Raw genomic sequence first — 25,860 nt, forward strand, 5'->3', positions numbered from 1 at the left:
CCGCATACTGTCAATCGGGTTCGTCGTCGTCATCCTCGGGTTTCAGTGGCATTCCCGGGTGATGCATGCAGTTGGTGCGGGGCCGCCCGGAGTCCAGGTGTTTGGGTGGGCGCCATTCGGTGATGCCGTAGCTGTTGTGGCGGGTGCGGTATTTGTGGAGTTCGACCAGTCTGTTGTCGGGTCCGCAGGCCAGGGTCAGTTCGTCGATGTGGGTGCGGCGCTTGGCCATCCATCCCTCGAGATGGTGCACCTGGGTCCAGTAGCCGGGCACGGTGCAGCCGGGTCGGGTGCAGCCGCGGTCTTTGGCCAGCAGGACTAGGCGCTGTTCTGGGGAGGCCAGCCGTTTGCCGTGGTAGAGGGCCAGGGTTTTGTCTTTGTCGAAGATGGCCAGATAGTGATGGGCCGGGGAGGCCAGCCGCAGCACGTCGGACATGGGCAGCAGGGTGCCTCCGGCGGTCAGCCCGCGTCCGGCACCGGCTTCGAGTTCGGCCAGGGTGGTGGTGACGACGATTGATGTGGGCAGCCCGTGGTGGCGGCCTAACGCGGTGGAGCTCAGCAGCATCCGCAGCCCGGCCGCAATCGCGTCGTGGCTACGTTGCGCGTGGTTGCGGGTGTCGCGGTCGACGGCGTCGGCGGGCGCCTTGCCCGCGATGACGGGCTGCTCGTCGTCGGGGTTGCACATGCCCGGGGCGCCGAGTTTGGCCACCACCGGTTCCAGGGTGGCGCGGAATTCGGGGGTGATCAACCCACGGATCTCTGACATCCCGTCGGGTTGTTGTTGGCCGAGGGTGATGCCGCGTTTGCGGGCCCGTTGAGGTTCGTCGGGGCCGTCGCCGTCGGGCATCAGGTAGTTCTGCAGCAACTTGGCGTAGTCGGCGACCTCATCGGGGCGACAGCCGGCGGCGGCTTTGCCGGCCAGGTCTGCCTCGGCGTAGTCGCGGTCGGCCGCAGCGATGGTGGTGGGCAGCTTCTTGAAGAAGGTGCGGATCACCTTGATGTGCCCGGCCCCGATCAGGCCGCGCCGCTGTGCGGCGGCGGTGGCAGACAGCACCGGGGCCAACGGTTCCCCGGTCAGCGCGCGGCGCGGTCCCAGGTCGGCGGCGTCGGCGATGCGGCGGTCCGCCTCGTCCTTGACCACCCGCAGCACATCGGCCAGAGCTTGCCCCAGGGTTCCGCCCAATTCTGCCGGAGTCGCTTGGGCAGCAAGCTGATTGATCAACACGTTGCCAGCCACCGGCAGACGCCGGCACTCCACCTCCATTTCGCCGAGCGTCGTCATCAACTCCGGTGTGCTCAGCATGTCCGCACCGAGTTCCAACAGCCGCGACACCGACCCGCGAAGCGCACCCAACGCCTCCGCCCAATCTGCACGGGTGCTGCAACTCATACCCGAATTCTATTGTGGGGCACCGACAGAATGGCCGTCACGGCCTACCGGTCGCCTGTTCCGATTCGTCCGGCTTCAATGCTGAAGCCGTACAGGCGCAGGCGTCGTTGCACAAGGAGCCGAGGCGATGTGCCACAGGGTTCCGCGCGTGCTCGAGCCCCACCGAGAGCCTCCATCGGCTGAAGTGAACACGTTAGGTATTGCCTGCAAGCCGCCGACTCATGATCCTGGACTGAAATACGAAAGGTGGGCGACCGATGACAGGTTCGGATGGCGGCTGGTCGGACGTCGAAATCTGTCTCTGGCGCTCCGGGATCGGTGTTGTCGATAGCATTCGCAGGGACGGTAATCGCGTGTGGTTCACCTTCGCTCGGCCCGGCGAACTCCCCGAGAAGCTGTGGCTGGCAACCCCGTACTTCGACCAGAGACTTGCCAATGGCGACTAGGCTGCTATCGATACAGAAGGTGAGGGTCCACCTGAGCCCGATTGGACGCATTCCGAGATACGGCGGATTCGCCCGCCGCTCGATGAACCACCAGAGTTTGCGCTGCAGATCGAGCCGGTTCGGGGCTATGGCGACGGGGAGGTCATGGTCAACGTCCATCTGGGCGGCGAACGATGGTTTTCCCGCTTCAAAGCGGCGGATCGGTTCTATCCCGATTACGAGCGCGGCGGTTGGCATCTGCCCGGGGCGCGGCAGCGGGATAGATATGGGCCGGGCCGAACGTGGTCCGATGCGGATGCTCCTTCGCTCGCCTACGACGTGGAGAGCCTGCTGGAACTGCTCTACGCCGCGTCGAGACTTGCCCACACCATGATCCGTGATCGGCCGCAACTGTTCGAGACGTGAGCTCGCCGCCAGCCGAATAGCAACCGGCGCAGGCGCCTTGTTACTCGGCGGCCTCATCCGGTCCGGGTGTCACCGCGCCGACCGCCCTGTTCAACCAGTGGGGTGCCAGCATCGAAATCGCGGTGGTACCTGCCGTGGCGCCGATCACGCCCGTCCAGGCCACCGGTCCCAGCGGTGTGCAACCGAAGAACTGGCTGACCACCGGTGTTTGGATGATGCCGACCAGGACACCCGCGCTACCCAGTGCCGTGGCCACCACCAGCGGACTATGACTGCGGCTCTGCAGGGTCTGCGCTAGCTGCATCGTGACCAATGCGGTCAGGCCCATTGTGGCCGTACGTCTTTCGGTACCTGGCGTCCAGCGTCCGATGGCCCAGGCGGTGGTTGCGGCGGCGGCAGTGATGACTCCGCGGCTGACGATCTGACGCATCAGCGGCTCGTCCAGCGACGGGGCCGGTTGGGTCAGCAGCGCGCGCTGGAGCGTCCAGCGAGCCTCCTCGATCTGATCCTCGGTGAGGTCCTCGTCGTCTTCGGGGTCGTCGTACTGCGACGTGACAGCGACCGCGAGCGCCGGGAACATGTCGGTGAGCAGATTCACCAGCAACAGTTGACGGGTCCCCACCGGTGCCCGCCCCTGGCCGAAAGCCGTGCCCAGAATGGTGAACAGCACTTCGCCCACGTTGCCCCCGACCAGGATGGTGACCGCGTCGCGTACACCGGCCCACATGTTGCGGCCCTCGACCAGCGCATCGATCAGCACACCCAGATCGTCGTCGGTCAGCACGATATCGGCTGCACCCCGGGCGGCGGAGGATCCGCGGCCACTCACTCCGATGCCCACGTCGGCCATCCGGATGGCCGCGGCATCGTTGGCGCCGTCGCCGACCATGGCGGTCACCCGCCCGGCACGCTGCAGGGCTGCGACGATTTGCACCTTCTGCTCCGGGCTGACCCGTGCGAACACCTGGACGTCGGCGGCGAGCTTGGTGTGACCTTCGGCGTCGAAGCTGGCGAACTCGGCGCCGGTGACCACGCGGACGTCCGCGGGCAGACCCAGCTGACGGGCGATCGCGCGGGCGGTGATCGGGTGGTCACCGGTGATGAGCACGACGTTGCGCCCGGCCTCGACCAGCGCCTCGATCAGCGGCCGCGCCGAGGCGCGGGCGGTGTCGGCCAACCCGACGTAGCCGAGCAGTTCGAGGTCGTGGGCGGCGGCGTCGACGGCGTCGACATCGGTGTCACCGTCGGTGGTACCGAGTTCCCAGGGGCGCTGCGCGACGGCGAGCACCCGCAGGCCTTGTGCGGCCAGACTGTCCACCAGAGCCTCGGCCTGGTCGTCGACGGATCTGCAGCGCGGCAGGATTGTCTCCGGGGCGCCCTTCAGCATCAGCACGGGCATCGCGTCGGCGATGTCCGCGCCGATGGAGGCGGCGTATCCCCGGCTGGATTCGAAGGGCACCTCGGCCAGCACGGTCCAGGGCGAATCTCCTTCGCCGTCAACGGAAATGGCTGCGGTGATAATTGCCTCATCGGTCGCGTGCGCGTGCCCTTCGCCGTCGTGCGGCTGCGTCGAGGCACGCGCGGCGGCCCGTAGCACCGCGATGGCCGCCGGATCGTCGGAGCCAGGGAACGGCCCGTCGGGACCGATACCCGTCGGGACCGTACGCACCACCCGCAGCCGGTTCTCGGTAAGGGTGCCGGTCTTGTCGAAGCAGACGGTGTCCACTCGGCCGAGGGCCTCAATGGCGCGAGGTGATCGCACCAGGACGCCGCGCGCCGTGAGGCGCTGTGCGGCGGCGAGCTGCGACAGGGTCGCCACCAACGGCAGGCCTTCGGGAACCGCGGCAACCGCGATGGCGACGCCGTCGGCTACCGCCTGCCGCAGCGAGGTACGGCGCAGCAGCGACAGGCCGGTCACCGTGGCGCCGCCGGCCAGCGTGAGCGGCAGCACCTTGCTGGTCAGTTCCCGCAGCCGCGCTTGCACGCCGGCCGACGTCTCGACGTTGGCCACCGCCGAGATCGCGCGTTGCGCGGCGGTACCGACCCCGGTGGCGACGACGATCGCCCGCGCGCGTCCGGCGACGATCGTGCTGCCCTCGAAGAGCATGCTGGCCCGCTCGGGGTCGTTGACGGCGACGGGATCCACCTGCTTGTCGACCGGCAGCGACTCGCCGGTGAGGAAGGACTCGTCGACCTCGAGGTCGTCGGCCACCAGGATCCGGGCGTCGGCGGGCACCACTTCGGGGGCGGCCAGGTCGATGACGTCCCCCGGCCGCAACTTCTTGGCCGACACGGTGGCGGTGCGGGTGGCGTGCTGGGCGGCTTCCAGCCGCCGCCGGGTGGTCGCCACGGCCGGCACCACCACGCGGCGCACCAGCTGATCCTGGTCGGCGAACAGTTCCGCGGCCGCAGCCTCGGCCCGCAGCCGTTGTACGCCGCCGGTGATCGCATTGACCGCCATCACCCCGGCCACCAGCAGCGCGTCGACATTGCTGCCGACGATCGCCGACGCCGCCGCCCCCACCGCGAGTATCGGAGTCAGCGGATCGCGCAACTCGACACGGGTGGCGGCCGCCAGCCGGCCCAGCGTCTGCGCCGGGCCACGCAGCGGGGCCACGACCGGCTCATAGGACAAGTCGTCGAGCCGGCGCCGCCAGGTCGGGGTGTCGGATTCGACCGCCAGCGGGCGCGACCCGCCGGCCAGGCGCGCGTAGACGATCTCGGGGTCGAGCGCGTGCCAGGCGGTCAGCGGTTGCGGGGTGGGGTCGGGCAGCCGCAGCACCCGGGCCGCCGACAGGGAGCCACCCAGCAGGGCCGTCACCGCGGCGGTGTTGACCGGGTTGAGCCAGCGTCGGAAGGAAGTCGGATTGGTGGTTCTGCGGTCTTCCCCGGTGACCAGCAACAGCCCGGCCAGCGTAGTGCCGCCCTGGGCCAGGTGCACGGCGGATTCACTGGCGGCGCGGGCCACCGGTAGCGCGGACAGGATCCGCACCGCGGCGGCCAGGTCGGTCCCGGTGATGATGTCGGCGGTCCACGGCGTGGCCGCGCGCGGGTCGTCCAGAGCGACGCCGACATCGGCAATGGCGAGAGCGGCGAGGGTGTCGGTGGACGCGAAGTCGCGGTGCAGGGCGGTGATCAGCAGCACCGGCCCGCGGTCGGCCCGCAGTTCGCGGACGAGCTTCAGCAGCGGAGTACCGGGGGGATGGGTGGAACCGACACTGGCCGACAGGTCCTCGGTCCCGGCCACGTGACGCAGCACCACCCGAGCCCCGGTACGGTGTGCGGTCTGCATCAGCGGGATTGCGTAGGGGTCGACTTCCCACCCCACGTCCACGCTGCCCACCCGATCCCCGTCGTTGATCAGTTCGGCATGTTCGAGACCCTGCGCCGGCGTCGCCGACGATCCCTGCGACCGAATCCACTTCAGCCGCGCACCGATGACCGGCAGTTCGTCCGGGTCGGGCTCGGGCGCCTCCTCGCCGTGCAACAGCGCGTCGGCGACCTCGTAGACACGGTCGTCGTCCCAGCCGGGCTCGTCGCCCTGAGCGCGCAGCACCGCACGGTGGTCACCACGTAGGGCGGCGCCGTCGATGACGACCACCTGCACCCGGTCCAGGCGGCGCAGCGCGCCGGGGTCGAGCAACAGCAGCCCGGCGTTGGCCAGGCCGCGCCCGAGCGTCGTGGCGAACGCTTCGCGGCCCACGTGTGCTGCCTTGGGCACCCCGGCCAGGATCGCCTCGGCGGCCTCGGCCGCGCCGCCGCCCGCGAACAACGCGCCGGCCGCGGCAACCACCGAGCCGCTCGCGGCCTGGTCCACGTAGTGCTCGATCGGGCCTTTCATGGAGCCCTTGCTGGTGTCGATCGCGGCGTCGATGGCGCCGTCGACGACGACGTGCGAGGCCTCACCGGCGGCGGCCGCGGCCCAGTTGTGCCGGGGTGTGTGTTCGTCCGCCGCGGAGGACAGGATCGGCACCACCGGCGCCTGCGGCCGGCCGGGCGAGGCGAGTTCGGGTTCACGTTCCCGCCACCGCTGGCGGTGCGCCGTGGCCTCGGACAACTGCAGCCCGCGTTGCGCAAGATTGAGCAGCGGAGTGCCGACCGATTGGCTCAGGCCATAGGCCAGCGCGGTCGAACCGCTGAGCGCAATGTCGGTTCCCACCCGGCCGAGTCTGGACTCCAGGACGGCCACCACTCGCGGTTGATAGTTCATCAGCGCGGCGGCGGCTCGGGCGCTGCGCGGTGCCACGGGCAGCCGGGTGAACCATCCGGTGACGGCGGCGCCGACCGCGACGGCATCCATCGCCGCGGCGGTCAGCGGCACCAGGATCGCCAGCGGGTTGCCCGGATCGGCGAACGGCGCCGAGTGGGGCGTGGGACCACTTTCGGCGGCCGTGAGGTCAGCGGCCACCGCGGCCGCTGTTTCGCGCACCTCGTCGAGCACGTCGTCGGCGTCGGCGTCAGCGCCGATTTCGATGACCAGCCGGCCCAGCGCACCCTCGACATGGGCTTTTTCGACTCCGGAGATCCGGCGGACCGGCTCCTCGATCACCGAGGCGTATTCGTGCCAGCGTGGGAACGGCAGCAGCGGATCGAGGTCCAGGTGCACGCGACGCCCGCTGTACCAGCGCACGGGAGGAGTGACGGTTTCCGGCGCTCCGTTGTGCGAGTTACCCAGGCCGATCGCCCGGCCGGTGTTGTGCGCCACGGTCTGCACGACCGGCCCGACAAGTTCGGTCATCGGGCTGGTCAATGCCTGCACCGCGCCGACGGCGCCCGCCGCCCCGTTGACCCCTGCCTGTATGGCCTGAACCGCTCCACCGGTGAGAGTGCCGACAAAGTCGGCCACACCCGGGATCTTCATCCGTCACCCTTCGATTACGTCTACCGCGCCAATCCTCCCGGGGCCTTGCTGACCTGTCCACACGGCCCGCGAGAATGCGGCCGGGTTACCGCGTGAGCGGCAACCCAAACGCCGAGAACAACAAGCGGGTCGATCAAGACGGTCAGCGCTGCCATCCCGGGTGTCCGGCCCGGAACCGGCAGGTGAGGCCCTGGACGGAATGGGCTTGCATGATGTTATCGGCGTTGCGCCGATACTCGGCGACCGCGGGCTGCGCGTTCGCTGCGCTTGGCATTATCGGGAGGTCGCCAGGGGCGGCGAAAGCCCGGTCGGCCAGGACGCGACGCCAACACGGTGATTCGGACCCCGAGGATCTCGATCATCAACGACTACAACGGAATTAATTTGTGGAGCACACCAATTGCGCGGTGGCCGTCGGGCGGTCGCGCAGCGAGTAGGACTGAGTCCGTCCTACAGATATCGGTGGTTTGCTCTGCCGACGTGGTATCCGGTCGGGAACGACTTCTCGATCACCTGGAGATGGTGGTCCACCCTGGACTCCAGCTCAAGGACTACGCAGCCGTCGCCGACGGCCTTGGATTCGAGAACGATGTACCGCTGACCACCATCGGTGATCGGGTCACCAGAGTGCAAATGTTCGACCGGCACCAACTCGGGTGTTCCGTCTGACTCCACCTTTGACACAGTAATAAATCTCGGCGGGCGAGGAAACAGTCGCGCCAGCGGGTCGCGGCTTCTCTGCCGCAATTGACGCTCCAACGCGATGCGGGCGGCTTCGGCAGGGTCTACTCAATGGTCTGCGGCGGCTGCCGCGTCGTCGACGGCGAGTTGGATACCTTCGGTCCGCGTCCAGGCGGTCGCTGAACCTCTCGAGGCCCATCCCATTGCCGGCGTTGGTTCGGCTGTGGTCCCAGTGCGCACCGCATCGCCCTGACCAGTGCCGAACCTGCTCAGGCGAGAATGGGTAGATGACCAGCCCCAGTGCCGCTCAGCTGCCGGCCGACGCGCCCACCTGTTACCGGCATCCCGGCCGCCAGACTTTCGTCCGTTGCACGCGGTGCGAACGGCCGATCTGTGGCGACTGCATGCGCAGCGCCGCGGTCGGCCACCAGTGTGTGGAGTGCGTCGAAGCCGGTGCGCGCACTGTTCGGCCCGAGCGCACGCGCTTCGGCGGGCGGGAGCGGTTTGGAATGCCGGTCATCACCATCGGTTTGATCGTCGTCAACGTGTTGGCGTTCGTCGCCGAAATGGCGATCCCGGATGTGCAGCGGCAGTTCGCGTTATGGCCGCCGGCCGTGGCGGACGGACAGTTCTATCGGCTGGTCACCTCGGCATTCCTGCACTACGGCCCCACGCATCTGTTGTTGAACATGTGGGCGCTGTACGTCGTGGGCCAGCCACTCGAAATGTGGCTGGGCCGATTGCGATTCGTCGGGTTGTATGCGTTGAGTGGACTGGGCGGTTCAGTGTTGGTGTACCTTCTGTCGCCGCTGAACACGGCGACGGCGGGTTGCCTCGGGAGCGGTATTCGGGCTGTTCGCCGCCACGTTCGTGGTGGCCAAGCGGCTCACCCTCGACGTCCGCTGGGTGGTCGCCGTAATCGGGTTCAACCTCGTTTTCACGTTCGTGTTGCCGCTGGTCAGTTCACAGCAGATCAGCTGGCAGGGACACGTGGGTGGGTTGGTCGCGGGTGCGCTGGTTTCAGCGGCGTACGTATACGCGCCTCGGCAGCGACGGGATCTGGTCCAGGCGGCGGCGACGGTTGCCCTGCTGGTCCTGTTCGCGGCGCTGATCTGGTGGCGAACGGTGTCACTCCTGGCCCAGTTCGAGTGACTCGCCTCCGGCAGCGAGCAGACGCAAACGCTCCGGGAGCGATTGCTCCACGGTGCTTTTGCGTCTGCTCGCGAGGCCAGGGTGCGTAGGTTGGCAGCCATGAGCTGGTGGATCGCCCACGCCGAGCGGACGTTGATCGAAGAGGTGCCCGCGCCGCCGGAGCAGGTACGCGACTACTACGTCGACCTGGACAACATCAGGTTGGTGCATCCGCTGATCGTGTCGGTGGAGTTGTTGTCCCGGAACGAATCTCCCGATGGCTACTGGGTGAGCTATCAAGTGGTGGACCGCATTCCCTTGGGGCCGGTCGCGCTGAAGGTCACCTACCGGGCACGTCTGCAGGTTCCGGCAACCGGCGATGTGCACACCGAAGCCGACCAGTCGCCGGGCGTTCGGCTGCGCGCAGCGGTGAGCTTCGAGCAGATCGACGGCGGCACCCGGATCACCGAACGGATTCGGTTTGCCGCGCCGCGGCCGCTGGCGGCCTTCACGGTTCGCCAAGCCGTCAAAGCGCACGCGAAGATGCTCTACGGCATCCGGCGCCAGTTCGAATTGCGCTGACGCCGATCAGGTCGTCCACTCCGCGGTCAGCGCGCGCTCGGACAGGTACTTGGTGGCGCTCCACCCGCCGTCGACGACGATGGTCTGGCCGTTGATGAAGGCTCCGCCGGGGGAGCAGAGAAACGCCACCGTGCCGGCGACGTCGTCCACCGTGCCCAACCGCTGGTGTGGCGTCATCTCGACGTTGATGCGGCGGAACCGCTCATCGGCCAGTCGATGTTCGGTCATGGGGGTCTGGATGACACCGGGAGCCACTGCGTTGCAACGTATTCCCTGTGCCCCGTACTGGCAGGCAATATGGGTGGTCATCGCCGTGAGCCCGCCCTTGGCGGCCGAGTAGGCACCGCCGCGCATCCCGCCCACCACCGCGAATGTCGAGGTGATGTTGACGATCCCCGAGCCGGGCCGCAGATGTGGCAGCACCTCACGCACCAGGCGGAAGGGGGCGCGCAACATCAAACCCAGGAAATGGTCCAGGGATTCGTCGTCGGTTTCGTGCAGCGGCTTGGGGCTGCCGATACCGGCGGCGTTGACCAGAAAGTCGATGCGATCCCACTTCGAGACAGCGGCGTCGACAATCTGCCGCGGCGCGTCGTCACCGACCAGATCCACGGCCACGGTGTCGACCCGCTGTGGGTCGCCGATCGCCTCGGCCAACCGGGCCAGCCTGCCCTCGTCCCGCCCCGTCGCCAGCACCGCCATTCCGGCTTCGGCAAGCCTGGCCGCGCAGCCGAATCCGATACCACCGGTCGCGCCCGTCACGATCGCTACCTGCATGTCAGTGCTCCGCATTCATCAGCGCCGCCTTGATCTGGTGCTTGAGCACCTTTCCCGCGTCGTTCTTCGGCAAGTCATCCCAGATGACCACCTGTTCAGGGGCTTTGAAGCGCGCGACACCGGAAGCCGTCAGAAAGTCCAGCAGGCTGGGCACGTCCGGCCCCGGCGCCGCGGCGGGAACGACGACCGCGCAGGCCCGCTCGCCGGTGCGTTCGTCGGGCAGCCCGACAATGGCGACCTCGGCGATGCCGGGATGGTCGGCCAGGATGTCCTCGACTTCCTTGGGGGAGATGTTCTCGCCGTTTCGGATAATGATGTCTTTGGCGCGACCGGTGACCACGAGGTACTCGTCGTCCACCCAGCGTGCCAGATCGCCGGTGCGAAAGTAGCCCTCAGCATCGAAGGCCCCGGCTTCATCTTCCGTACGAAGGTAACCGACCAGCATCTGTGGCCCTCGAACATGGATCTCACCATCCACCAGCTTGACGTCGGCCACACCGGGACGCCCGTCGGTGTCGGCGGCGTGATCGCGATCCTCGGTCGAGCCCACCGTCGTCACCGGGACTTCTGTGGACCCATAGACTCGCGTGACCACGGTGGAGTCGAAATATGCCGCGGTCTTTCTTATCAGCCCCGGCGACACGGAAGCGCCACCACAGATGAAAACCTTCAGGTCAGGCAGTCGGGTATCCGCGCGCTGGGCCGCGGTCAGCAGCTGCTCCAGAAACGGGGTGGCGCCCGCCATGTGCGTGCAGTGCTCGGCCACCAGGAGGCCCACCGCGCGATCGGCGTCCCAGCGCTCGATCAGGACGGCCGTGGCGCCCAGCAGAAACGGAGCTTCGAAGGCGTAGATGGAGCCGCCGATATGCGCGATCGGCGAGGCCACCAGGAACCCGTCGCCGGGCTCGACCCGCCAGTGCTCGCCAATCTGGCGCAACAGCGCGTGGATGGAATTATGGCTGTGCAGAACGCCTTTCGGTCTTCCGGTGGTGCCTGACGTATAGAGGACCATGCGCACCGCGTCGGGGTCCAGGCTGGGCAGCGGCGCTCCGGGACCGGTCGGCAGCGACGTGAACGGAATGTGGCCCGGCCGGCAATCGCCGCGCATTACAACCACATCCGGCGGCGAGTCGAGCTTCGCGGTGACCCTGCGCAGCATGGCCGCAAAGTCGTAGCGCCCGAACACCGAAGGAATGAACACCATCCGGCTGTCGGCGTCCTCGAGAATGAAGAGCACTTCCCGATCGCGCAGGGACGGCAGGATCGGGTTGGCCACCATCCCGGCCAGCGTGGTGGCCAGGTAGATCACTGCGGCCTCATGCCAATTGGGCAGGATGAACGACACCACGCTGCCCGGCGGCATCCGGGCGGCCAGCGCATGTGCGAGCGCCGTCGCATCCCGGTAGAGATCCGCACACGTCGACCGGTGATGACCGTCGACGAGAGCTACCCGATCGGGGGTGTGCTTGGCGGCCGCGCGCACGGAATCCGCCAGAGTGCCGTCGATCCAGGATCCCCGCGCATACGCCGTGGCGGCCCGCTCCGCATCCCAACGGAGCGAGCGCCCGCCGATCAGCTTCCTAACCACGGACCCGTCGCATCGTCATCGAATGGCGGAAACGCGATGCCGGATGGGTGTTGATCGTCATCTGTGCCACCCGATCATCCGAAGCGCGATAGGTGCGCTGGACTTGCAGGGCTGGAGTGCCGGGTTCGACGTCCAGGGCTACGGCAAGTTCGGCGGACAGGAGCACAGCGATGATGTCCTGGCGCACCTCGACGATACTGAGCCCGAAAAGGTCCTCGATCAACGGAAAGATGGGGCCTTCGTGACGTGCCAGCAGGCGGCCGATCGCCGCGAACTCACGGTTGATGAAGTACTCCGTGCGGCACAGGGCCGACTTCGCGCCGGGTTCGGCTTCGGCCGCCTGACGTGCGCCGCGTACCGAGAGCCATTGCTCGCCCGCGGCCAGGCCCGTCCGGAGGGACAAGGCGTCGTCGATGGTGACCATCGCGACTGACTCGATCGCGAAGCGGGTGCCGGAGGCGAAGTCCAGCAGGTCGTTGATCGACATGACGTGCTGCACATACGAATCCGTCGAAGGCCGGGGCACCACCAGCGTTCCGGTTCGCGGCCGCGACGACACCAGGTTGTCGTCGCGCAGCCTGCGCAGTGCCTCCCTGACGGTGTAGCGGCTGACGGCAAAGCGCTCGCACAGTTCGTGCTCGGTCGGCAGCTGGGAGCCGACCGGATAGACCCCGTCCACGATCTCCTTGCGCAGCGTGCGCGCCACCTGGAGATAGCGGTGGTCGGCCACCTTGGCTTCAGACACCTTCGTCTCGGACATTGTTGTCGCCCTTCAGTTTTCCCGGCGCAGTCCCAGCACACTGCCCTCGGCATCGGCGGAGAGGTACAGCGTGCCGTCGGCTCCGGCGGCGATGCCGGCGAACGGCCCCTGGGGTCCGGAGAAAGGCGGCATTCCGCGTAGCGGCTTGGGGATGACGCCGGGCGCCGCACCGACCGGCAGATCCGCCGCGACGGTCATCCGGCTTCCGCTCTCCAGGTCGGCGGCCACGAGTTCCTTTGCGCCGGCGTCGACGACGTAGACTTGTCGGCCCAGCACCAGCAGACCTTGCGGCCGCTGCAGCCCCTCGATCAACGGTCGTGGGTCACCGATTCTGAGTACTCGACCGGCCCCGGACTCCGAAACCAGACAGGTTCCGTCGGACGCCAGGGCCACACCGACCGGGTCGTGCAAACCGGAGGCCAGCACGTCCACCTCACCTGCCCGGATACCCAGCACCCGCCCGGCACCCGACTCGGCCACCACGACAGCGCCACCCGGCGCGACGGCGATGCCGTAGAGCTGATCGAAACCGTCTGCCAGAAGCTCACTTTCGTTCCGCCACGGGCGATAACGTGCAATCTCTCCATTGGAGGTGGTGACGACGAATTCGCCGGGTCCGCTCGGCGCGATGCCCCGCAGGAACCCGGGATAACCCGGACTGAACAGCATCCCGGCGGTGTGCAGCTCGCCATCTCGAAGGATGTAGCAATAGGTCCCGTCGGCGATATACAGGTTGCCATCGGCGCCCACCGCCAGGTCCAGCGGCCAGTTCAACCCACCGTCCAGCACGGTGCGGGTCTGGCCGTCGGGCAGGATCTCGGTGATCTCGCCGGTGAAGTTGGAGACGAACAGCCGGTCGTCCACAAAAGTCAGGTTGTCCAGACCAGGATTGAGCTGCGCGAGCACTTGCCGTTGCCCGCTGCGGGGGTCGATCCGCACCACCTGGCCGCTGTGCGCCTGCGTCGACACAAGATGTCCCTCGGCATCGAACTTGACCGCATCGGGTACCCCGAGATCTCCGGCGACGCGCTGCGGCTCGCCGCCTTCCAGATCGATGCGCCAGATCTCGTTGGCGCCCATCACCGGGAAATACAACAATCCGTCCGGACCGACCTCCATCGCGTTCGGCAACGGCACGTTCTCCAGCAGCACCCTCGGCGCGCCGCCGGCACGGTCGAGTTCCAGTAGCCGTCCGCCCGCCCGGCATTCCCCGATGAACAACCTGCCCTGGTGAACGGTGATCCCGTTGGCTGACGGAACGTCGTCGCGCAACACTCTGGTGCGGCCCGCGGCGTCACGGATGCTCACCCGTCCGTCCATCACCTCGGTCGCATAGAGGGTGCCGTCCGAATCGAAGGCCACGTCGTCCGGGGCGACGATGTCACCACCCTTGGCGCTGACGGTGTCGAGCCGGCCGGTCTGGAGGTCAAGGGCGCTGATCTGGCTGCCGGTCACCTGGGCGATGTAGATCCGGCCGTCGGGTCCGGTGCGCAGGCCGTTGGCGCCGAACAACCGGCTGGGCTCGGTGAGCCGCGTCAGGGCCCACCCTTCTGCCAGGCGCGGCGGCCGTGCGGCGCTGTAGCGAGCAGCCTTCACCGCTCGGACGATAGCAACGGGAGGCTGGTCCAGACAATAGCGACCAGCATCTACTCCGGCGCCCCTTGACGTTCGGGCAACTTGGAGAGAATCATGCTCTCTAATGAATGCACGCCATTTTCATGTCCGGACAATTCTGTGAATCGGACTGAGTTGAGCCTGGCTGAGCGGGTCGTGGTGGTGGCCGGTGCCGCGGGTGGCGGGATCGGGACCACGGTGACCCGCGTCCTTGCGGAAGCCGGCGCAACGGTGGTGGCGGTGAGCCGGGGCCAAGCCAATCTCGACGAGCACATCGGGCCGCTGGCGAACGCAGGTCTGCCGGTGGTTCCGGTGGCCGCCGACGTGTCCACCGATGCCGGGGTGACCACCGTCATGGCGGCCGCTGCCCGCGCCGACGGCGAGCTCTACGGTCTGGTCAATGTGGCCGGGGGTGCGGACCCCTCGACCTGGATGCCGTCGACCCGGGTGTCCCGCGGCGACTGGCGGGATCTGTTCACGCAGAACCTCGAGACGATGTTCTTCATGAGCCAGGCCGTTGCCGCCGAACTCAGGCGCCGCAAGCTCGCCGGCTCTATCGTGTCGATCTCGTCAATCAGCGGAATGAACACCGCGCCATTCCACATCGCCTACGGCACCGCCAAGGCCGCCATCGTGGCGGTCACCCGGACGATGGCGGCCGAACTGGCGGATGTGGACGGAGCGCAAGCCATCCGGGTCAACGCAGTGGCACCGGGGGTCACCGCGACACCCGCATCGCAGACCTACACCGACGACGATCCGGACCGCGACCGCCGTGCCATCGCCATGGGCCGGCGGGGGCGTCCCGACGAGGTGGCCGGCGCCGTGCTGTTCCTGCTGTCGGACCTGTCCACATACATCACCGGGCAGACGTTGCTGGTCGACGGCGGACTGAATCTCAAATGGGGACATCTCGGTGCCGACAACACCTCGTTGTTCCTCAAAGACGAGTCCTTTCGCGCCGCGATCAAGCGGTGGGACTAGTGGCGATCGCAAGCTTGGCGCAGCCGGGCGCAGCGGGTCGCCACCAGGGGATGAGTGCGATCGCAAGCTTGGCGCAGCCGGGCGCAGCGGGTCGCCACCAGGGGATGAGTGCGATCGCAAGCTTGGCGCAGCCGGGCGCAGCGGGTCGCCACCAGGGGATGAGTGCGATCGCAAGCTTGGCGCAGCCGGGCGCAGCGGGTCGCCACCAGGGGATGAGTGCGATCGCAAGCACGGCGCAGCCGGGCGCAGCGGGTCGCCACCGTTGGACGAGCAGGGAGTGCACATGGACGACGATTTGACGGCCCCGGTCACCATCGGAGTCGAGGCGTACCTCTCCGCGGATTATGCCCGCGCCGAACGAGACAAGTTGTGGCGCAAGGTATGGCAGCAGGTGGGCCGGGTCGAGGAGCTGCCCAAGGTCGGCAGCTACCTGACCTACGAGATCCTCGACGACTCGATCCTGGTGGTACGCACCGGACCGGACACTTTCACAGCCCACCATAACGTGTGCGTCCACCGCGGCCGCCGCCTGGTGGACACCCCCGCAGGCGCCAAAAACGCATGCGGGCAAAAGAAGTCGTTCGTCTGTGGCTTCCACGGCTGGACCTACGACCAGGACGGCGCCTGCATCCACATCCCCGAGCGGGCCGATTGGCAGGGTGCGCTGACCCCGGAGAACACGCACCTGAGCAAGGTCAACGTCGACACTTGGGGCGGCTGGATCTGGATCAACATGGATTCCGCCGCCGAGCCGCTGCGCGACTATCTGGAACCGGCCGCGACCATGCTGGATCCGTTCAATCTGCAGGACATGCGCTGCAAGTGGCGAAAGTGGCTTCATTTCCAGTGTAATTGGAAGGTCGCCATGGAGGCGTTCAACGAGACCTACCATGTCGCGACCACACATCCGCAGTTCAACAAGTTCGGCAACTTCCGCGGCTGGGCGGCTGCGCAGGGCAAGCACAGCAACATCGGCTACGACGCGCCGAAAGACCTGGCCCAGACGAAGTCGAAGATCCGGCTCGGCACCGGCGCGGACCCGCGCGTGTCGACAGCCGAGATGCAGCTCTACACCCTCGAAGAGACCAACGCCACCACCACCAGGACGTTGGTGGATGCGGCGCTGAGGCTCGTCGACGAGTTGCCGGAGGACGCACCGGCCGACCAGGTGCTCAACCACTGGCTCACCTCGGCGCGCAAAGACGACGAAGCCCGCGGCGTCGCCTGGCCGACCATCGATCCCGAACACCTGGCCAACAGCGGCACCGCCTGGCAGATCTTCCCGAACTTCCAGATCGGACAGGGGCTGACCACCGCACTGTGCTACAGCGCCCGCCCGGACGGCTTCGACCCCGACCGGTGCATCTTCGAAGCCTCATGCTACGAGCTGTTCCCGAAAGGTGAAGAGCCACAGACCGAGTGGGTGTACGCACCACCGGACGACCCGAACTGGCGCAGCGTCCTGCCGCAGGACTTCTCCAACATGGCCGCGGTGCAGCAGGGCATGAAGTCGTTGGGTTTCCGCGGCCCCAAGCCCAACCCCTACATGGAGCGCAGCACCGCGAACCTGCACCGCAATCTCGCGAAGTACCTGGGGACCGGCGCCCCGCAACACCTGGCAACAGAGACGGAGATACAACGATGAAGGTCAATCTCGGCTTCGGAGCACACAACTCGCAGGACTGGGAGCGTGTGCTGGCCCACGACTTCGGCCGGCCGCCGGCCACCCCGGACTGGGAATGCGTGCAGGGCACCCTGGCGATTGCCGACCTGGCCGAGCCCCTCGGGTTCGACGGAATCTGGATGCCGGAACACTGCGGCACGCCGTACGGCATGACGCCCAACCCGATTCAGGCGCTGAGCTACTTCGCCGGGCGCACCGAGCGGATCAGCCTGGGTACGTTCGTCGTCGTGGCACCGTGGTGGCATCCCGTCCGCCTGGCGCATCAGATCGCCTATCTCGACATCATCTCTAACGGCCGCTACGACACCATAGGGATCGGGCGCGGGGTGTCCAAGGGTGAATTCGACGCGGTCGGCGTACCCCGCGAAGAAAGCCGGCAGCGGTTCAACGAGACGCTGGACATCCTGAAGCTGGCCTTCTCCGGTGAGCGATTCTCCTACGAGGGGGAGATCTTTCGGGTGCCGGAGATGTCGCTGCGGCCCGAACCGCGCAGCGGGGACCTGTTCTCCCGGATCTACAGTTCCTCCTCGACCGCGGAATCGCTGGAGATCCTGTCCCGCCGCGGCATGGTGCCATTGTTCGTGGGCAACAAGCCGATCGAGGACGCCGGGCGGGAAGTCCAACAGGTGAACATCTTCCGTAAGGAGGAGGGCTTGCCGCCCTGCCAGCCCAAGAATGTGATGTTCATGTACTGCACAGCGGACGCGCAACAAGCGGCTAGAACCGAGGAGTGGATCTGGACGGCCAACCGCGACGTCACCGTCCACTACGGGTTCGCCGACGCCTCGAACTTCAAGGGCGTCAAGGGGTACGAGGCATATGCGGCGCGCGAGGCCACCGCCACCGCGGTGCTGGCGTCCTCGGTCACCGCGGATGCCGCCAAGGGCCCGCCCAAGACACCCGGCTACCACGCCTCTAACCTGCTGATCGGGACGCCCGACGAGATCTACCACCGGATCGTCGCGGCCCAGGAGGCCTGCTCGTTCTCCGAGCTGACGATCGTCCCACAATTCGGCACCATGCCTTACGACGAGGCAATGGACAGCACCCGCCTGTTCGCGGAGGAGGTGCTGCCTGCCTTGCACGAGATGGCGGCTCCGTTGCATCCAGCCGCATTGCCGGAGAACGCGTTGGCATGACCGGGCTCCCGGATTGTCCGCCAACCGCGACTCCAGGCGACATCGACCTGCCGGCGCTGCGCGAAAGGTACCGGCAGGAGCGTGAAAAGCGCCTGCGCCCCGAAGGTTCGCAGCAGTACGTCGAATTGGTCGACGAGTTCGCCGGGTTCTATGAGATAGATCCGTACTCGCCAGACCTGCTTCGCGAGCCGATCTCGGCCGACATCGACGTGGCGGTCCTCGGCGGAGGGTTCGGGGGCCTGCTGTGCGCCGCGCACCTGAAGAAGGCGGGTGTGCGGGACGTCCGGATCATCGAGTTGGGCGGTGACTTCGGTGGCGTTTGGTACTGGAACCGGTACCCCGGTTTGCAATGTGACAACGAATCATACTGCTATATACCGCTATTGGAAGAGCTCAACTTCATCCCGAGCAAGAAGTTCGCCGATGGCGCGGAAATCTACGAGCACTGCCGGCGCATCGGGAAGCATTACGGTCTCTACGATTCCGCGCTGTTCTCCACCCAGGTACGCGCGCTGCGCTGGGACGAGGAGATCAAGCGCTGGCGGGTGGGCACCAACCGCGACGACGACATCCGGGCGCGGTTCGTGGTGATCGCCTCCGGTCCGTTTCACCGGCCGAAACTGCCCGGCATCCCCGGTATCTCGGACTTCGAGGGACACAGCTTCCACTCGTCGCGCTGGGACTACGGGTACACCGGCGGCGACGCGACGGGCGGGCTGGACAAGCTGAGCGACAAACGGGTGGCCGTCGTCGGCACCGGGGCCACCGCCGTGCAGATCGTCCCCTTCCTCGGCCGTTATGCCAAGCACCTGTACGTTTTTCAGCGCACCCCCTCCTCGGTCGGGGTGCGCAACAACACGCCGACCGATCCGCAGTGGGCGAGATCGCTGCAGCCAGGCTGGCAGAAGGAGCGTCAGCGCAACTTCCATGCTTGGACGTTCGAGGGAATGGCGCTGGGCCAGCCCGATCTCGTCTGCGACTTCTGGACGGAACTGGGCCGCAACACCGCCGCCCGAGTCCTCGCGCTGGCGGATCCCGCGGCGATGACCGCCGAGCAGTTCATGGACATCCGCGAGGAGGAGGACTACAAGCTCATGGAGCGGCTGCGGCGCCGCATCGAGGGCATCGTGGCAGATCCAGAGACCGCGGAGGCGCTCAAACCCTACTACCGCTTTTTGTGTAAGCGGCCCTGCACCAACGACGACTACCTTCCGACGTTCAACCGGCCGAATGTCACGCTGGTCGATGTCTCCGGGACCAAAGGTGTCGAGCGGGCGACGGCAACGGGATTGGTGGCCAACGGAACCGAGTACGAAGTCGACTGCATCATCTACGCCAGCGGATTCGAGATCACCACCGAATTGCGCCGCCGCTATTCGATGGAGGCGATCGAGGGTCGCGAGGGCTTGTCGCTCTTCGAGCACTGGCGTGACGGCTACCGGACGTTGCACGGGATGACCAGCCGAGGGTTTCCCAATCAATTCTTCACCGGATTCACCCAGGTGGGGATTTCGGCGAACATCGCAGCGAACTACGAACTGCAGGGCGAGCACATCGCCTACATCATTGCCCAGGCGCTGGCGCGTGGCGCGAGGACCGTGGAACCCACGCAAGAAGCGCAGGACGCGTGGTGCGCGACCATCCGTGAGACGGCGATCGACAACAGCCAGTTCGATTCGGAGTGCACGCCAGGCTATTACAACAACGAAGGTGGCGGGACTGAGGGAATCCGCTCGCACCTCGGCGAACCTTACGGACCGGGCTTTTACGCCTTCGGAGACCTCCTCGCACGGTGGCGCGACCGGGGCGATCTGGACGGCCTCGAATTGCGATGACCATCCTCAGATACGACGATCGCGTTGCTGTGATCACCGGCGCCGGGCGGGGTTTGGGCCGCGCGTACGCCCTGATGCTGGCGGAGCGGGGCGCCAAGATCGTGGTGAACGACACTGGCGGCAGTTTGACCGGTGACGGCGCGAGTACCGCACCGGCGCAGGACGTTGCGGCCGAGATCGCGGCGGCCGGCGGCGAAGCTGTGGCGAATTGCGATTCGGTGACCACCGCCGCCGGTGGGCGGGCGATCGTCCAGGCGGCCCTTGACCATTTCGGGCGGATCGACATTGTGATCCACAACGCCGGCACGGTGCGGCGCGGATCCTTGAAGGAGCTCAGTTACGAAGATTTCGACGCCGTGCTGGACGTGCATCTGCGCGGTGCCTTTCACGTGGTGCGTCCGGCCTTTCCGCTGATGTGCGACGCCGGCTATGGCCGCATCGTGCTGACCTCCTCGATCGGTGGAATGTACGGCAACCGGGGTGTCGCCAATTACGCCGCCGCAAAGGCCGGACTGATCGGCCTGTCCAATGCCGTTGCGCTCGAAGGGGCGGGTGACGGCGTGTTGTGCAACGTCATCGTCCCGTCTGCGGTGACCAGGATGGCCGAAGGACTGGATGTTTCGGCATATCCCCCGATGGGTCCCGAACTGGTGGCACCCGTGGTCGGCTATCTCACCCACGAGTCCTGCCGTGTCAACGGCGAGATTCTGATCGCGATCGCCGGCCGGGTGGCCCGGGCGGTCGTCGCCGAGAGCCCAGGGGTGCAGCGGGTGGCGTGGACCGTCGAAGACGTCGCCGAACAGCTCTACGCCGCCCGCGATCTCAGCGCACCGCTGGTCTTTCCGGCGGTGCCCGATGGGCATGCCGATCACATCCGGTACAGCTTCGAGTCGGCGGCGTGGGCGATCAAGGAGAATGCCCACCATGGCTGATTCAGCGGGCGCGAAGTCTGATCGGAAGCCAGGTCCGCTGGCGGGCGTGCGCGTCCTCGACCTCACCGCGATGGTGATGGGCCCCTACTGCACCCAGATCATGGCCGACATGGGCGCCGACGTGATCAAGATCGAGCCGCCGCAAGGCGACGACACCCGATACGTTTCGGTCGGCCCGGCTCCGGGCATGAGTGGCGTCTTCGTCAACGTCAACCGCGGCAAGCGCGGCGTCATCCTCGATCTGAAATCCGATGCGGGCCGGACCGCCCTGCATGCGTTGATCGAACGCGCCGACGTCTTCATCCACTCGATGCGCGCCGCGGCGATCGCCCGGCTCGGATTCAGCTACCCCGACGTCGCCGCGTTGAACAAAACGATCGTCTACACCAACTGCTACGGGTACAGCCGGCGCGGACCCCGCCGGGACCTGCCCGCTTACGATGACACGATCCAGGCCGCCTGCGGGTTGCCGTCGGTACAACAGCAGCTGACCGGCGAAGCCAACTACGTCGGGACCATCGTGGCCGACAAGGTAGCGGGGCTCACCGCGCTCTACGCGACGATGATGGCGCTCTTTCACCGGGAACGTACCGGTGAGGGACAGGAAGTGGAGATCGGCATGTTCGAGGCCATGGCCTCGTTCATGCTGGTCGAGCACGCCAACGGGGCGATGTTCGACCCGCCGCTCGGACCCGCGATATATCCGCGGACGGTGGCGCCGAATCGCCGGCCCTACCGCACCAGTGACGGCTACATTTCGGCGCTGATCTACAACGACAAGCACTGGGCCGCCTTCACCGATGCCGTGCGACCACCGTGGAGCAGCGAGCGGTACGCCACCCTCGAGGGCCGGGCCCGGCAGATCGACACCGTGTATGCGCTCCTGGCCGAGACGTTCGCCCAGCGCAGCACCCAGCAGTGGCTGGACCTGCTCCGGGAGCTGGAGATACCGGCTTCGGCGTTGTCCTCGCCGGCGGCGCTGTTCGACGATCCGCAACTCGATGCCGTGGGTTTCTTCGAGACGGTGGACAGCCCGTACGGGCCGGTGCGCTTCCCAGGAGTTCCGACCTGGTTCTCCCGCACCCCGGGCGGTATCGCGGGTCCGGCTCCGGACCTGGGCGCGCACACTGCCGAAGTGCTCGACGAATTGGGCCTGAGCTGTATCGATGCCGGCTTCGACGCGGAGGCTGCCGAATCGGTATAGGCACGTGACATCTGCTACATTGTTGGATCGTATGCACTTATGTATCTTTCCATTACCGGCCCTTGGTCGGTGAGACGAAAGGAAGACGGGCATGCGAAACCACACAGCGGAAGAGACCACGGCAGTGCTGGGGCTGTCGACAAGCCACCTCGACGGCGTGCTGTCAGTGACGATGGACCGGCCGGAATGCCTCAACGCGCTCACCGTTCCGGTGCTGACGCGACTCGCCGACGTCTTGGAGCGCGCTGCTACCGACCGCGACGTGAAGGTGGTGCGGCTCGGTGGCGCGGGTCGCGCGTTTAGTGCGGGAGCCAGCATGAACGTCGACGACTGGCACGGCGTCGGATCGGCCACCGATATCGCCAGGCAGGGCAGCCGCGTGGTGCATGCCATCACGGCAATGCCGCAGCCGGTCGTCGCCGTCGTACACGGCCCGGCGGCCGGCAGCGCCATCTCGTTGGCGATGGCGTGCGACCTCGTTCTGGCCTCGGAAACCGCCTATTTCACACTGGGGTTCACCAGAATGGGCCTGATGCCCGACGCCGGCGCTTCCGCCTCGCTGGCAGCCACCATCGGGCGTGGCAGGGCGCTGCGGATGGCGCTGCTCAATGAAAGGCTGTCCGCGGCCGAGGCGTTCGCCTGGGGGCTGGTCAGCGCCGTTCATCCAGCCGGGAAACTGGAGTGGGAGGCGAGGAAGCTGATTCGGTCGCTGGTGAACGGACCCACGGCCGCGTTCGCACAGACCAAGGCCGCCATCAACGCGGCCACCCTGGACGGGCTGGAGCCTGCTCTCGAACGCGAACTGCTCGGTCTGGCAGTTCTGGTCGAGTCGGACGACTTCATCGAGGGTGCATCCGCATTCCACCAGCGCCGTCCGGCCGCGTTCACCGGCAGCTGAGCGCCGCGACGCGGCAAATCCGTTGCGCGTCATCGGTAATTTCGCGTGTCGTATCCCGATTCTGCCGGTCTCGGCCCCTAGACTCTCTCGGATCAAGAGGAGGGGCAGCGACGTATCGGCATCAAATTCGGCGCCGGACGAGGACGTGGTCAGGGCGCGCTGACGGCGAACACCGAGCCGGGCGGAAAGAATCCCGCACCGGCGCGTTCTGCACCCAAGTCCCGTTGGGTCGCCCCGAAACGGCGGGCCGGACGGCTGGCCGCGTGGGACCGCGAGGACCGGCCTAGCGGTATTCCCGCCTTGGACGGAATCCGTGCCATCGCCGTCGCCCTGGTCCTCGTCGGGCATGGCGGTGTGCCCGGCGTCAGTGGCGGGTTCATCGGCGTCGACATCTTCTTCGTCCTCAGCGGATTCCTGATCACCTCGTTGCTGCTCGACGAATTGGGGCGCTCGGGCCGTATCGGCTTGACCGGCTTCTGGATTCGGCGTGCGCGCCGATTGCTGCCGGCGCTGGTGCTGATGGTGCTCACCGTGGGAGTGGCCCGCGAATTTCTGCCCTACCAGTCCCTTGACGGCTTGCGCGGCGACGCGATCGCCGCGTTCGCCTGGGTGGCCAATTGGCGGTTCGTGGCTCAGAAGACCGACTACTTCACCCAGGGTGCGCCGTCGCCGCTGCAGCACACCTGGTCGCTGGGGGTGGAGGAGCAGTACTACATCGTGTGGCCGGTGTTGCTGATCGCGGTGACGCTGTTGCTGGCCGCGCGGGCCCGGCGCTACTTCGCCAAGATCACCGTCGGCCATGTCCGACTGGCAGCCTTCCTCATTGCCACGCTCGGTGCGCTCGCCTCGGCCGCTGCTGCAGTGATCTTCACCTCCGACTCCACCCGCGACCGGATCTATTTCGGTACCGACACCCGCGCCCAGGCCCTGCTGGTAGGCGCGGCTGCGTCAGCTCTGCTGGTCAGGGACTGGTCGGCGCTGAACCGGGGATGGTGCCTGATCCGGACCCGGTGGGGACGGCGGATCGCGCGGGCGCTGCCGATCGTCGGCTTGGCTGCGCTGGCGGCGTTGACGCACTACGCGACCGGTAGTGCGGGCGAGTTCCGGCGCGGCCTGCTGATCGTGGTCGCCGTTGCGGCGGTCCTGGTGGTTGCCCCGGTAGCTCTGGAGCAGCGCGGAATCTTGGCGCGCGCGCTGGCCTGGCGCCCGTTGGTGTGGCTGGGCGCGATCTCCTACGGTGTCTACCTCTGGCACTGGCCGATCTTTCTGGTGCTCAACGGCGAACGCACCGGATGGTCGGGACTCGGCCTGTTCGCTGCCCGCTGCGCCGTCACCCTCGCGGTGGCGGGCATCTCCTACTGGGCCATCGAACAACCCATCCGGCGTTGGCGGCCACAACGAGTGCCCTTGTTGCCGTTGGCCGCGGCCACCGTCGCGAGCGCCGCCGCGGCGACAATCCTGGTGGTGCCGGTCGGGACCGGGCTGCACGAGGTGGGGCTACCGCCCGGGGTGAATGCGGTGGCAGCGGTTTCCCCGTCCCCCCCGGGAGGCAGCGCACCCGCACCGGGTCCACGAGATCCCAATGCGCCGTTCACCGTTTCGGTCTTCGGCGATTCGATCGGCTGGACGATGATGCACTATCTGCCGCCCACACCGGGATTCCGGTTCGTCGATCACACAGTGATCGGGTGCAGCCTGGTGCGGGGCACCCCGTACCGCTACATCGGTCAGACTTTGGAACAGCGACCGGAGTGTGACACCTGGCCCGGACGCTGGGCCGCCCAGATCGCGGCCGACCGACCTGATGTGGCATTGCTGGTGATCGGTCGCTGGGAGACGGTCGACCGGGTCAACGAGGGCAAATGGACCCATATCGGCGACCCGACGTTCGACGCCTACCTGAACTTCGAACTCAATCGCGCCCTGGACATCGTGGGATCGACCGGAGTCCGGGTGATGGTCGCGACCGTGCCCTACAGCCGCGGCGGGGAGAAGCCGGACGGACGGTTGTACCCCGAAGATCAACCCGACCGGGTCAATCAGTGGAATACCATGATGCGCAACGCAATTGCGCAGCGTCCGAACGTCGGAATCGTCGACCTCAACAAGAAGCTGTGTCCGGACGGTGTTTACACCGCCAAGGTCGACGGCATCAAGGTGCGCAGCGACGGCGTCCACCTCACCCCGGAGGGGGTCAAATGGATGATGCCGTGGCTGGAGGAGTCGGTCCGCTAGCCGGTCCAGCAGCTGAGTTCCATACTGTCGGCGGCCCGTACCGGGAAGTTGAAGCTCACGTAGCCGTTGCCGGGACCCCGCACATAGTCCAGATATGACCGCAGATCGGGGGATTCGGTGTTGTCGGCGACCACCAACGCACCGGATGACAGCGACGGTTGGAGCAGTTTGATCACCGGGAGGTACAGGTCCTTCCAACCGTCGAGCAGGACGAAGTCCACCGGACTGGCCAGCGCGGCCAGGGTGGACCGGGCATCGCCGGCCAAGATCGCGATCACGTCATCGAGGCCGACCTCGACGAAGGTCTGCTTCGCCGCGACGATCTTGCTCTCGCTGAGCTCGGTGGTCACCACCCGCCCGCTTCCGTTGTCCCGCACCGCTGCCGCCAGGTGGATCGCGGAAATGCCGAAAGACATCCCGAATTCCACCACCGTTTCCGGGCGGCTTGCCCGCACCAGGGCATAGAGCAGTTGGCCGGCCTCCGGGGTCACCGGGATATAGAACTCACTCATCGCCTCGGTGCGCTCGGCCGGCGTCATCGGCCGCTCGAAATCCGCACGCCTTTCCAGCAATTGCGACATCTGCTCTCGCGAGGCGGTGTACATCCGCTCCAGCGTGGCAACCACCGTGGGGTCCTGCAGAGTATTTGCCATTCCGCCGATAGTAGGCGGCGCTTCCCGACGCGGCGTTTGACGTGCTGCGATCGCAGTGCCACCA

General features: G+C 67.0%; 19 protein-coding genes and 1 pseudogene. 12 read left to right on the forward strand and 8 right to left on the reverse strand.

Going from position 1 to position 25,860, the window contains the following annotated elements:
* Nucleotides 1-10: 10 nt before the first annotated feature.
* Nucleotides 11-1,387: an HNH endonuclease signature motif containing protein gene (locus JX552_RS01645; protein ID WP_205875792.1), complete on the reverse strand. Its 1,377-nt coding sequence runs from the start codon at nt 1,385-1,387 to the stop codon at nt 11-13.
* Nucleotides 1,388-1,644: 257 nt separating this feature from the next.
* Between JX552_RS01645 and JX552_RS01650 the strand changes: the two genes are divergently transcribed.
* Together JX552_RS01650 and JX552_RS01655 are read left to right on the forward strand one after the other, a co-directional pair.
* Nucleotides 1,645-1,833 (forward strand): hypothetical protein, encoded by a 189-nt coding sequence (locus JX552_RS01650; protein WP_205875793.1) that lies wholly within the window; start codon nt 1,645-1,647, stop codon nt 1,831-1,833.
* A 144-nt stretch (nt 1,834-1,977) separates the two neighbouring features.
* Nucleotides 1,978-2,238 (forward strand): hypothetical protein, encoded by a 261-nt coding sequence (locus tag JX552_RS01655; RefSeq protein WP_205875794.1) that lies wholly within the window; start codon nt 1,978-1,980, stop codon nt 2,236-2,238.
* 40 nt (nt 2,239-2,278) lie between these two features.
* Here the strand turns inward: JX552_RS01655 and JX552_RS01660 are convergent, their stop codons facing one another.
* Complete coding sequence (locus JX552_RS01660; protein ID WP_241010849.1) at nt 2,279-7,099, reverse strand: cation-translocating P-type ATPase; 4,821 nt, start codon at nt 7,097-7,099, stop codon at nt 2,279-2,281.
* Nucleotides 7,100-7,549: 450 nt separating this feature from the next.
* Nucleotides 7,550-7,774 carry a hypothetical protein gene (locus tag JX552_RS01665; protein WP_065135214.1) on the reverse strand — a complete coding sequence of 75 codons (225 nt, stop codon included), beginning with the start codon at nt 7,772-7,774 and terminating at the stop codon, nt 7,550-7,552.
* A 293-nt stretch (nt 7,775-8,067) separates the two neighbouring features.
* Here JX552_RS01665 and JX552_RS01670 point away from each other — a divergent pair.
* Together JX552_RS01670 and JX552_RS01675 are read left to right on the forward strand one after the other, a co-directional pair.
* Nucleotides 8,068-8,932, forward strand: a pseudogene (locus JX552_RS01670) (rhomboid family intramembrane serine protease).
* A gap of 99 nt (nt 8,933-9,031) precedes the next feature.
* Nucleotides 9,032-9,493 carry an SRPBCC family protein gene (locus tag JX552_RS01675; protein WP_205875795.1) on the forward strand — a complete coding sequence of 154 codons (462 nt, stop codon included), beginning with the start codon at nt 9,032-9,034 and terminating at the stop codon, nt 9,491-9,493.
* A 6-nt stretch (nt 9,494-9,499) separates the two neighbouring features.
* Here JX552_RS01675 and JX552_RS01680 read toward each other — a convergent pair whose 3' ends face one another.
* From JX552_RS01680 to JX552_RS01695, 4 genes are read right to left on the reverse strand one after another with little or no spacing between them, the layout of a single operon-like run.
* Nucleotides 9,500-10,270: an SDR family NAD(P)-dependent oxidoreductase gene (locus JX552_RS01680; protein ID WP_205875796.1), complete on the reverse strand. Its 771-nt coding sequence runs from the start codon at nt 10,268-10,270 to the stop codon at nt 9,500-9,502.
* Between the two features lies 1 nt (nt 10,271).
* Nucleotides 10,272-11,858 carry an AMP-binding protein gene (locus tag JX552_RS01685; protein WP_241010850.1) on the reverse strand — a complete coding sequence of 529 codons (1,587 nt, stop codon included), beginning with the start codon at nt 11,856-11,858 and terminating at the stop codon, nt 10,272-10,274.
* Nucleotides 11,851-12,618: a GntR family transcriptional regulator gene (locus JX552_RS01690; protein ID WP_205875797.1), complete on the reverse strand. Its 768-nt coding sequence runs from the start codon at nt 12,616-12,618 to the stop codon at nt 11,851-11,853. The genes JX552_RS01685 and JX552_RS01690 overlap by 8 nt, the downstream gene beginning before the upstream one ends.
* 12 nt (nt 12,619-12,630) lie before the next feature.
* A complete protein-coding gene (locus JX552_RS01695; protein ID WP_241010851.1) occupies nt 12,631-14,214 on the reverse strand; it encodes an SMP-30/gluconolactonase/LRE family protein in 1,584 nt (527 codons plus the stop codon).
* 138 nt (nt 14,215-14,352) lie between these two features.
* Between JX552_RS01695 and JX552_RS01700 the strand changes: the two genes are divergently transcribed.
* The 8 genes from JX552_RS01700 to JX552_RS01740 all read left to right on the forward strand — a co-directional run bounded on the left by JX552_RS01700 (nt 14,353) and on the right by JX552_RS01740 (nt 25,143).
* The gene (locus tag JX552_RS01700) at nt 14,353-15,216 is read left to right on the forward strand and encodes an SDR family NAD(P)-dependent oxidoreductase (protein ID WP_241010852.1); all 864 of its coding nucleotides are present in this window, start codon (nt 14,353-14,355) and stop codon (nt 15,214-15,216) included.
* 283 nt (nt 15,217-15,499) lie between these two features.
* On the forward strand, nt 15,500-16,861 hold the full coding sequence (locus JX552_RS01710; protein ID WP_205875799.1) for an aromatic ring-hydroxylating oxygenase subunit alpha: 1,362 nt from the start codon (nt 15,500-15,502) through the stop codon (nt 16,859-16,861).
* Nucleotides 16,858-18,039 carry an LLM class flavin-dependent oxidoreductase gene (locus JX552_RS01715; RefSeq protein WP_205875800.1) on the forward strand — a complete coding sequence of 394 codons (1,182 nt, stop codon included), beginning with the start codon at nt 16,858-16,860 and terminating at the stop codon, nt 18,037-18,039. The genes JX552_RS01710 and JX552_RS01715 overlap by 4 nt, the downstream gene beginning before the upstream one ends.
* Nucleotides 18,036-19,874 (forward strand): flavin-containing monooxygenase, encoded by a 1,839-nt coding sequence (locus JX552_RS01720; RefSeq protein ID WP_205875801.1) that lies wholly within the window; start codon nt 18,036-18,038, stop codon nt 19,872-19,874. Before JX552_RS01715 ends, JX552_RS01720 begins: the two co-directional genes overlap by 4 nt.
* Nucleotides 19,871-20,806 carry an SDR family NAD(P)-dependent oxidoreductase gene (locus tag JX552_RS01725; RefSeq protein ID WP_205875802.1) on the forward strand — a complete coding sequence of 312 codons (936 nt, stop codon included), beginning with the start codon at nt 19,871-19,873 and terminating at the stop codon, nt 20,804-20,806. Before JX552_RS01720 ends, JX552_RS01725 begins: the two co-directional genes overlap by 4 nt.
* On the forward strand, nt 20,799-22,010 hold the full coding sequence (locus tag JX552_RS01730) for a CaiB/BaiF CoA transferase family protein (RefSeq protein WP_205875803.1): 1,212 nt from the start codon (nt 20,799-20,801) through the stop codon (nt 22,008-22,010). Before JX552_RS01725 ends, JX552_RS01730 begins: the two co-directional genes overlap by 8 nt.
* A gap of 91 nt (nt 22,011-22,101) precedes the next feature.
* The gene (locus JX552_RS01735) at nt 22,102-22,908 is read left to right on the forward strand and encodes an enoyl-CoA hydratase (RefSeq protein WP_205875804.1); all 807 of its coding nucleotides are present in this window, start codon (nt 22,102-22,104) and stop codon (nt 22,906-22,908) included.
* Nucleotides 22,909-23,067: 159 nt separating this feature from the next.
* Nucleotides 23,068-25,143, forward strand: coding sequence for an SGNH/GDSL hydrolase family protein (locus JX552_RS01740; protein ID WP_205878158.1), 2,076 nt, complete (start codon nt 23,068-23,070; stop codon nt 25,141-25,143).
* Here the strand turns inward: JX552_RS01740 and JX552_RS01745 are convergent.
* A complete protein-coding gene (locus JX552_RS01745; protein WP_205875805.1) occupies nt 25,140-25,796 on the reverse strand; it encodes an O-methyltransferase in 657 nt (218 codons plus the stop codon). The two genes, JX552_RS01740 and JX552_RS01745, sit on opposite strands and share 4 nt — an antisense overlap.
* Nucleotides 25,797-25,860: the final 64 nt, after the last annotated feature.

This window comes from Mycobacterium gordonae (genome assembly GCF_017086405.1).
In the GTDB taxonomy this organism is placed as follows: Bacteria; Actinomycetota; Actinomycetes; order Mycobacteriales; family Mycobacteriaceae; genus Mycobacterium; species Mycobacterium gordonae_D.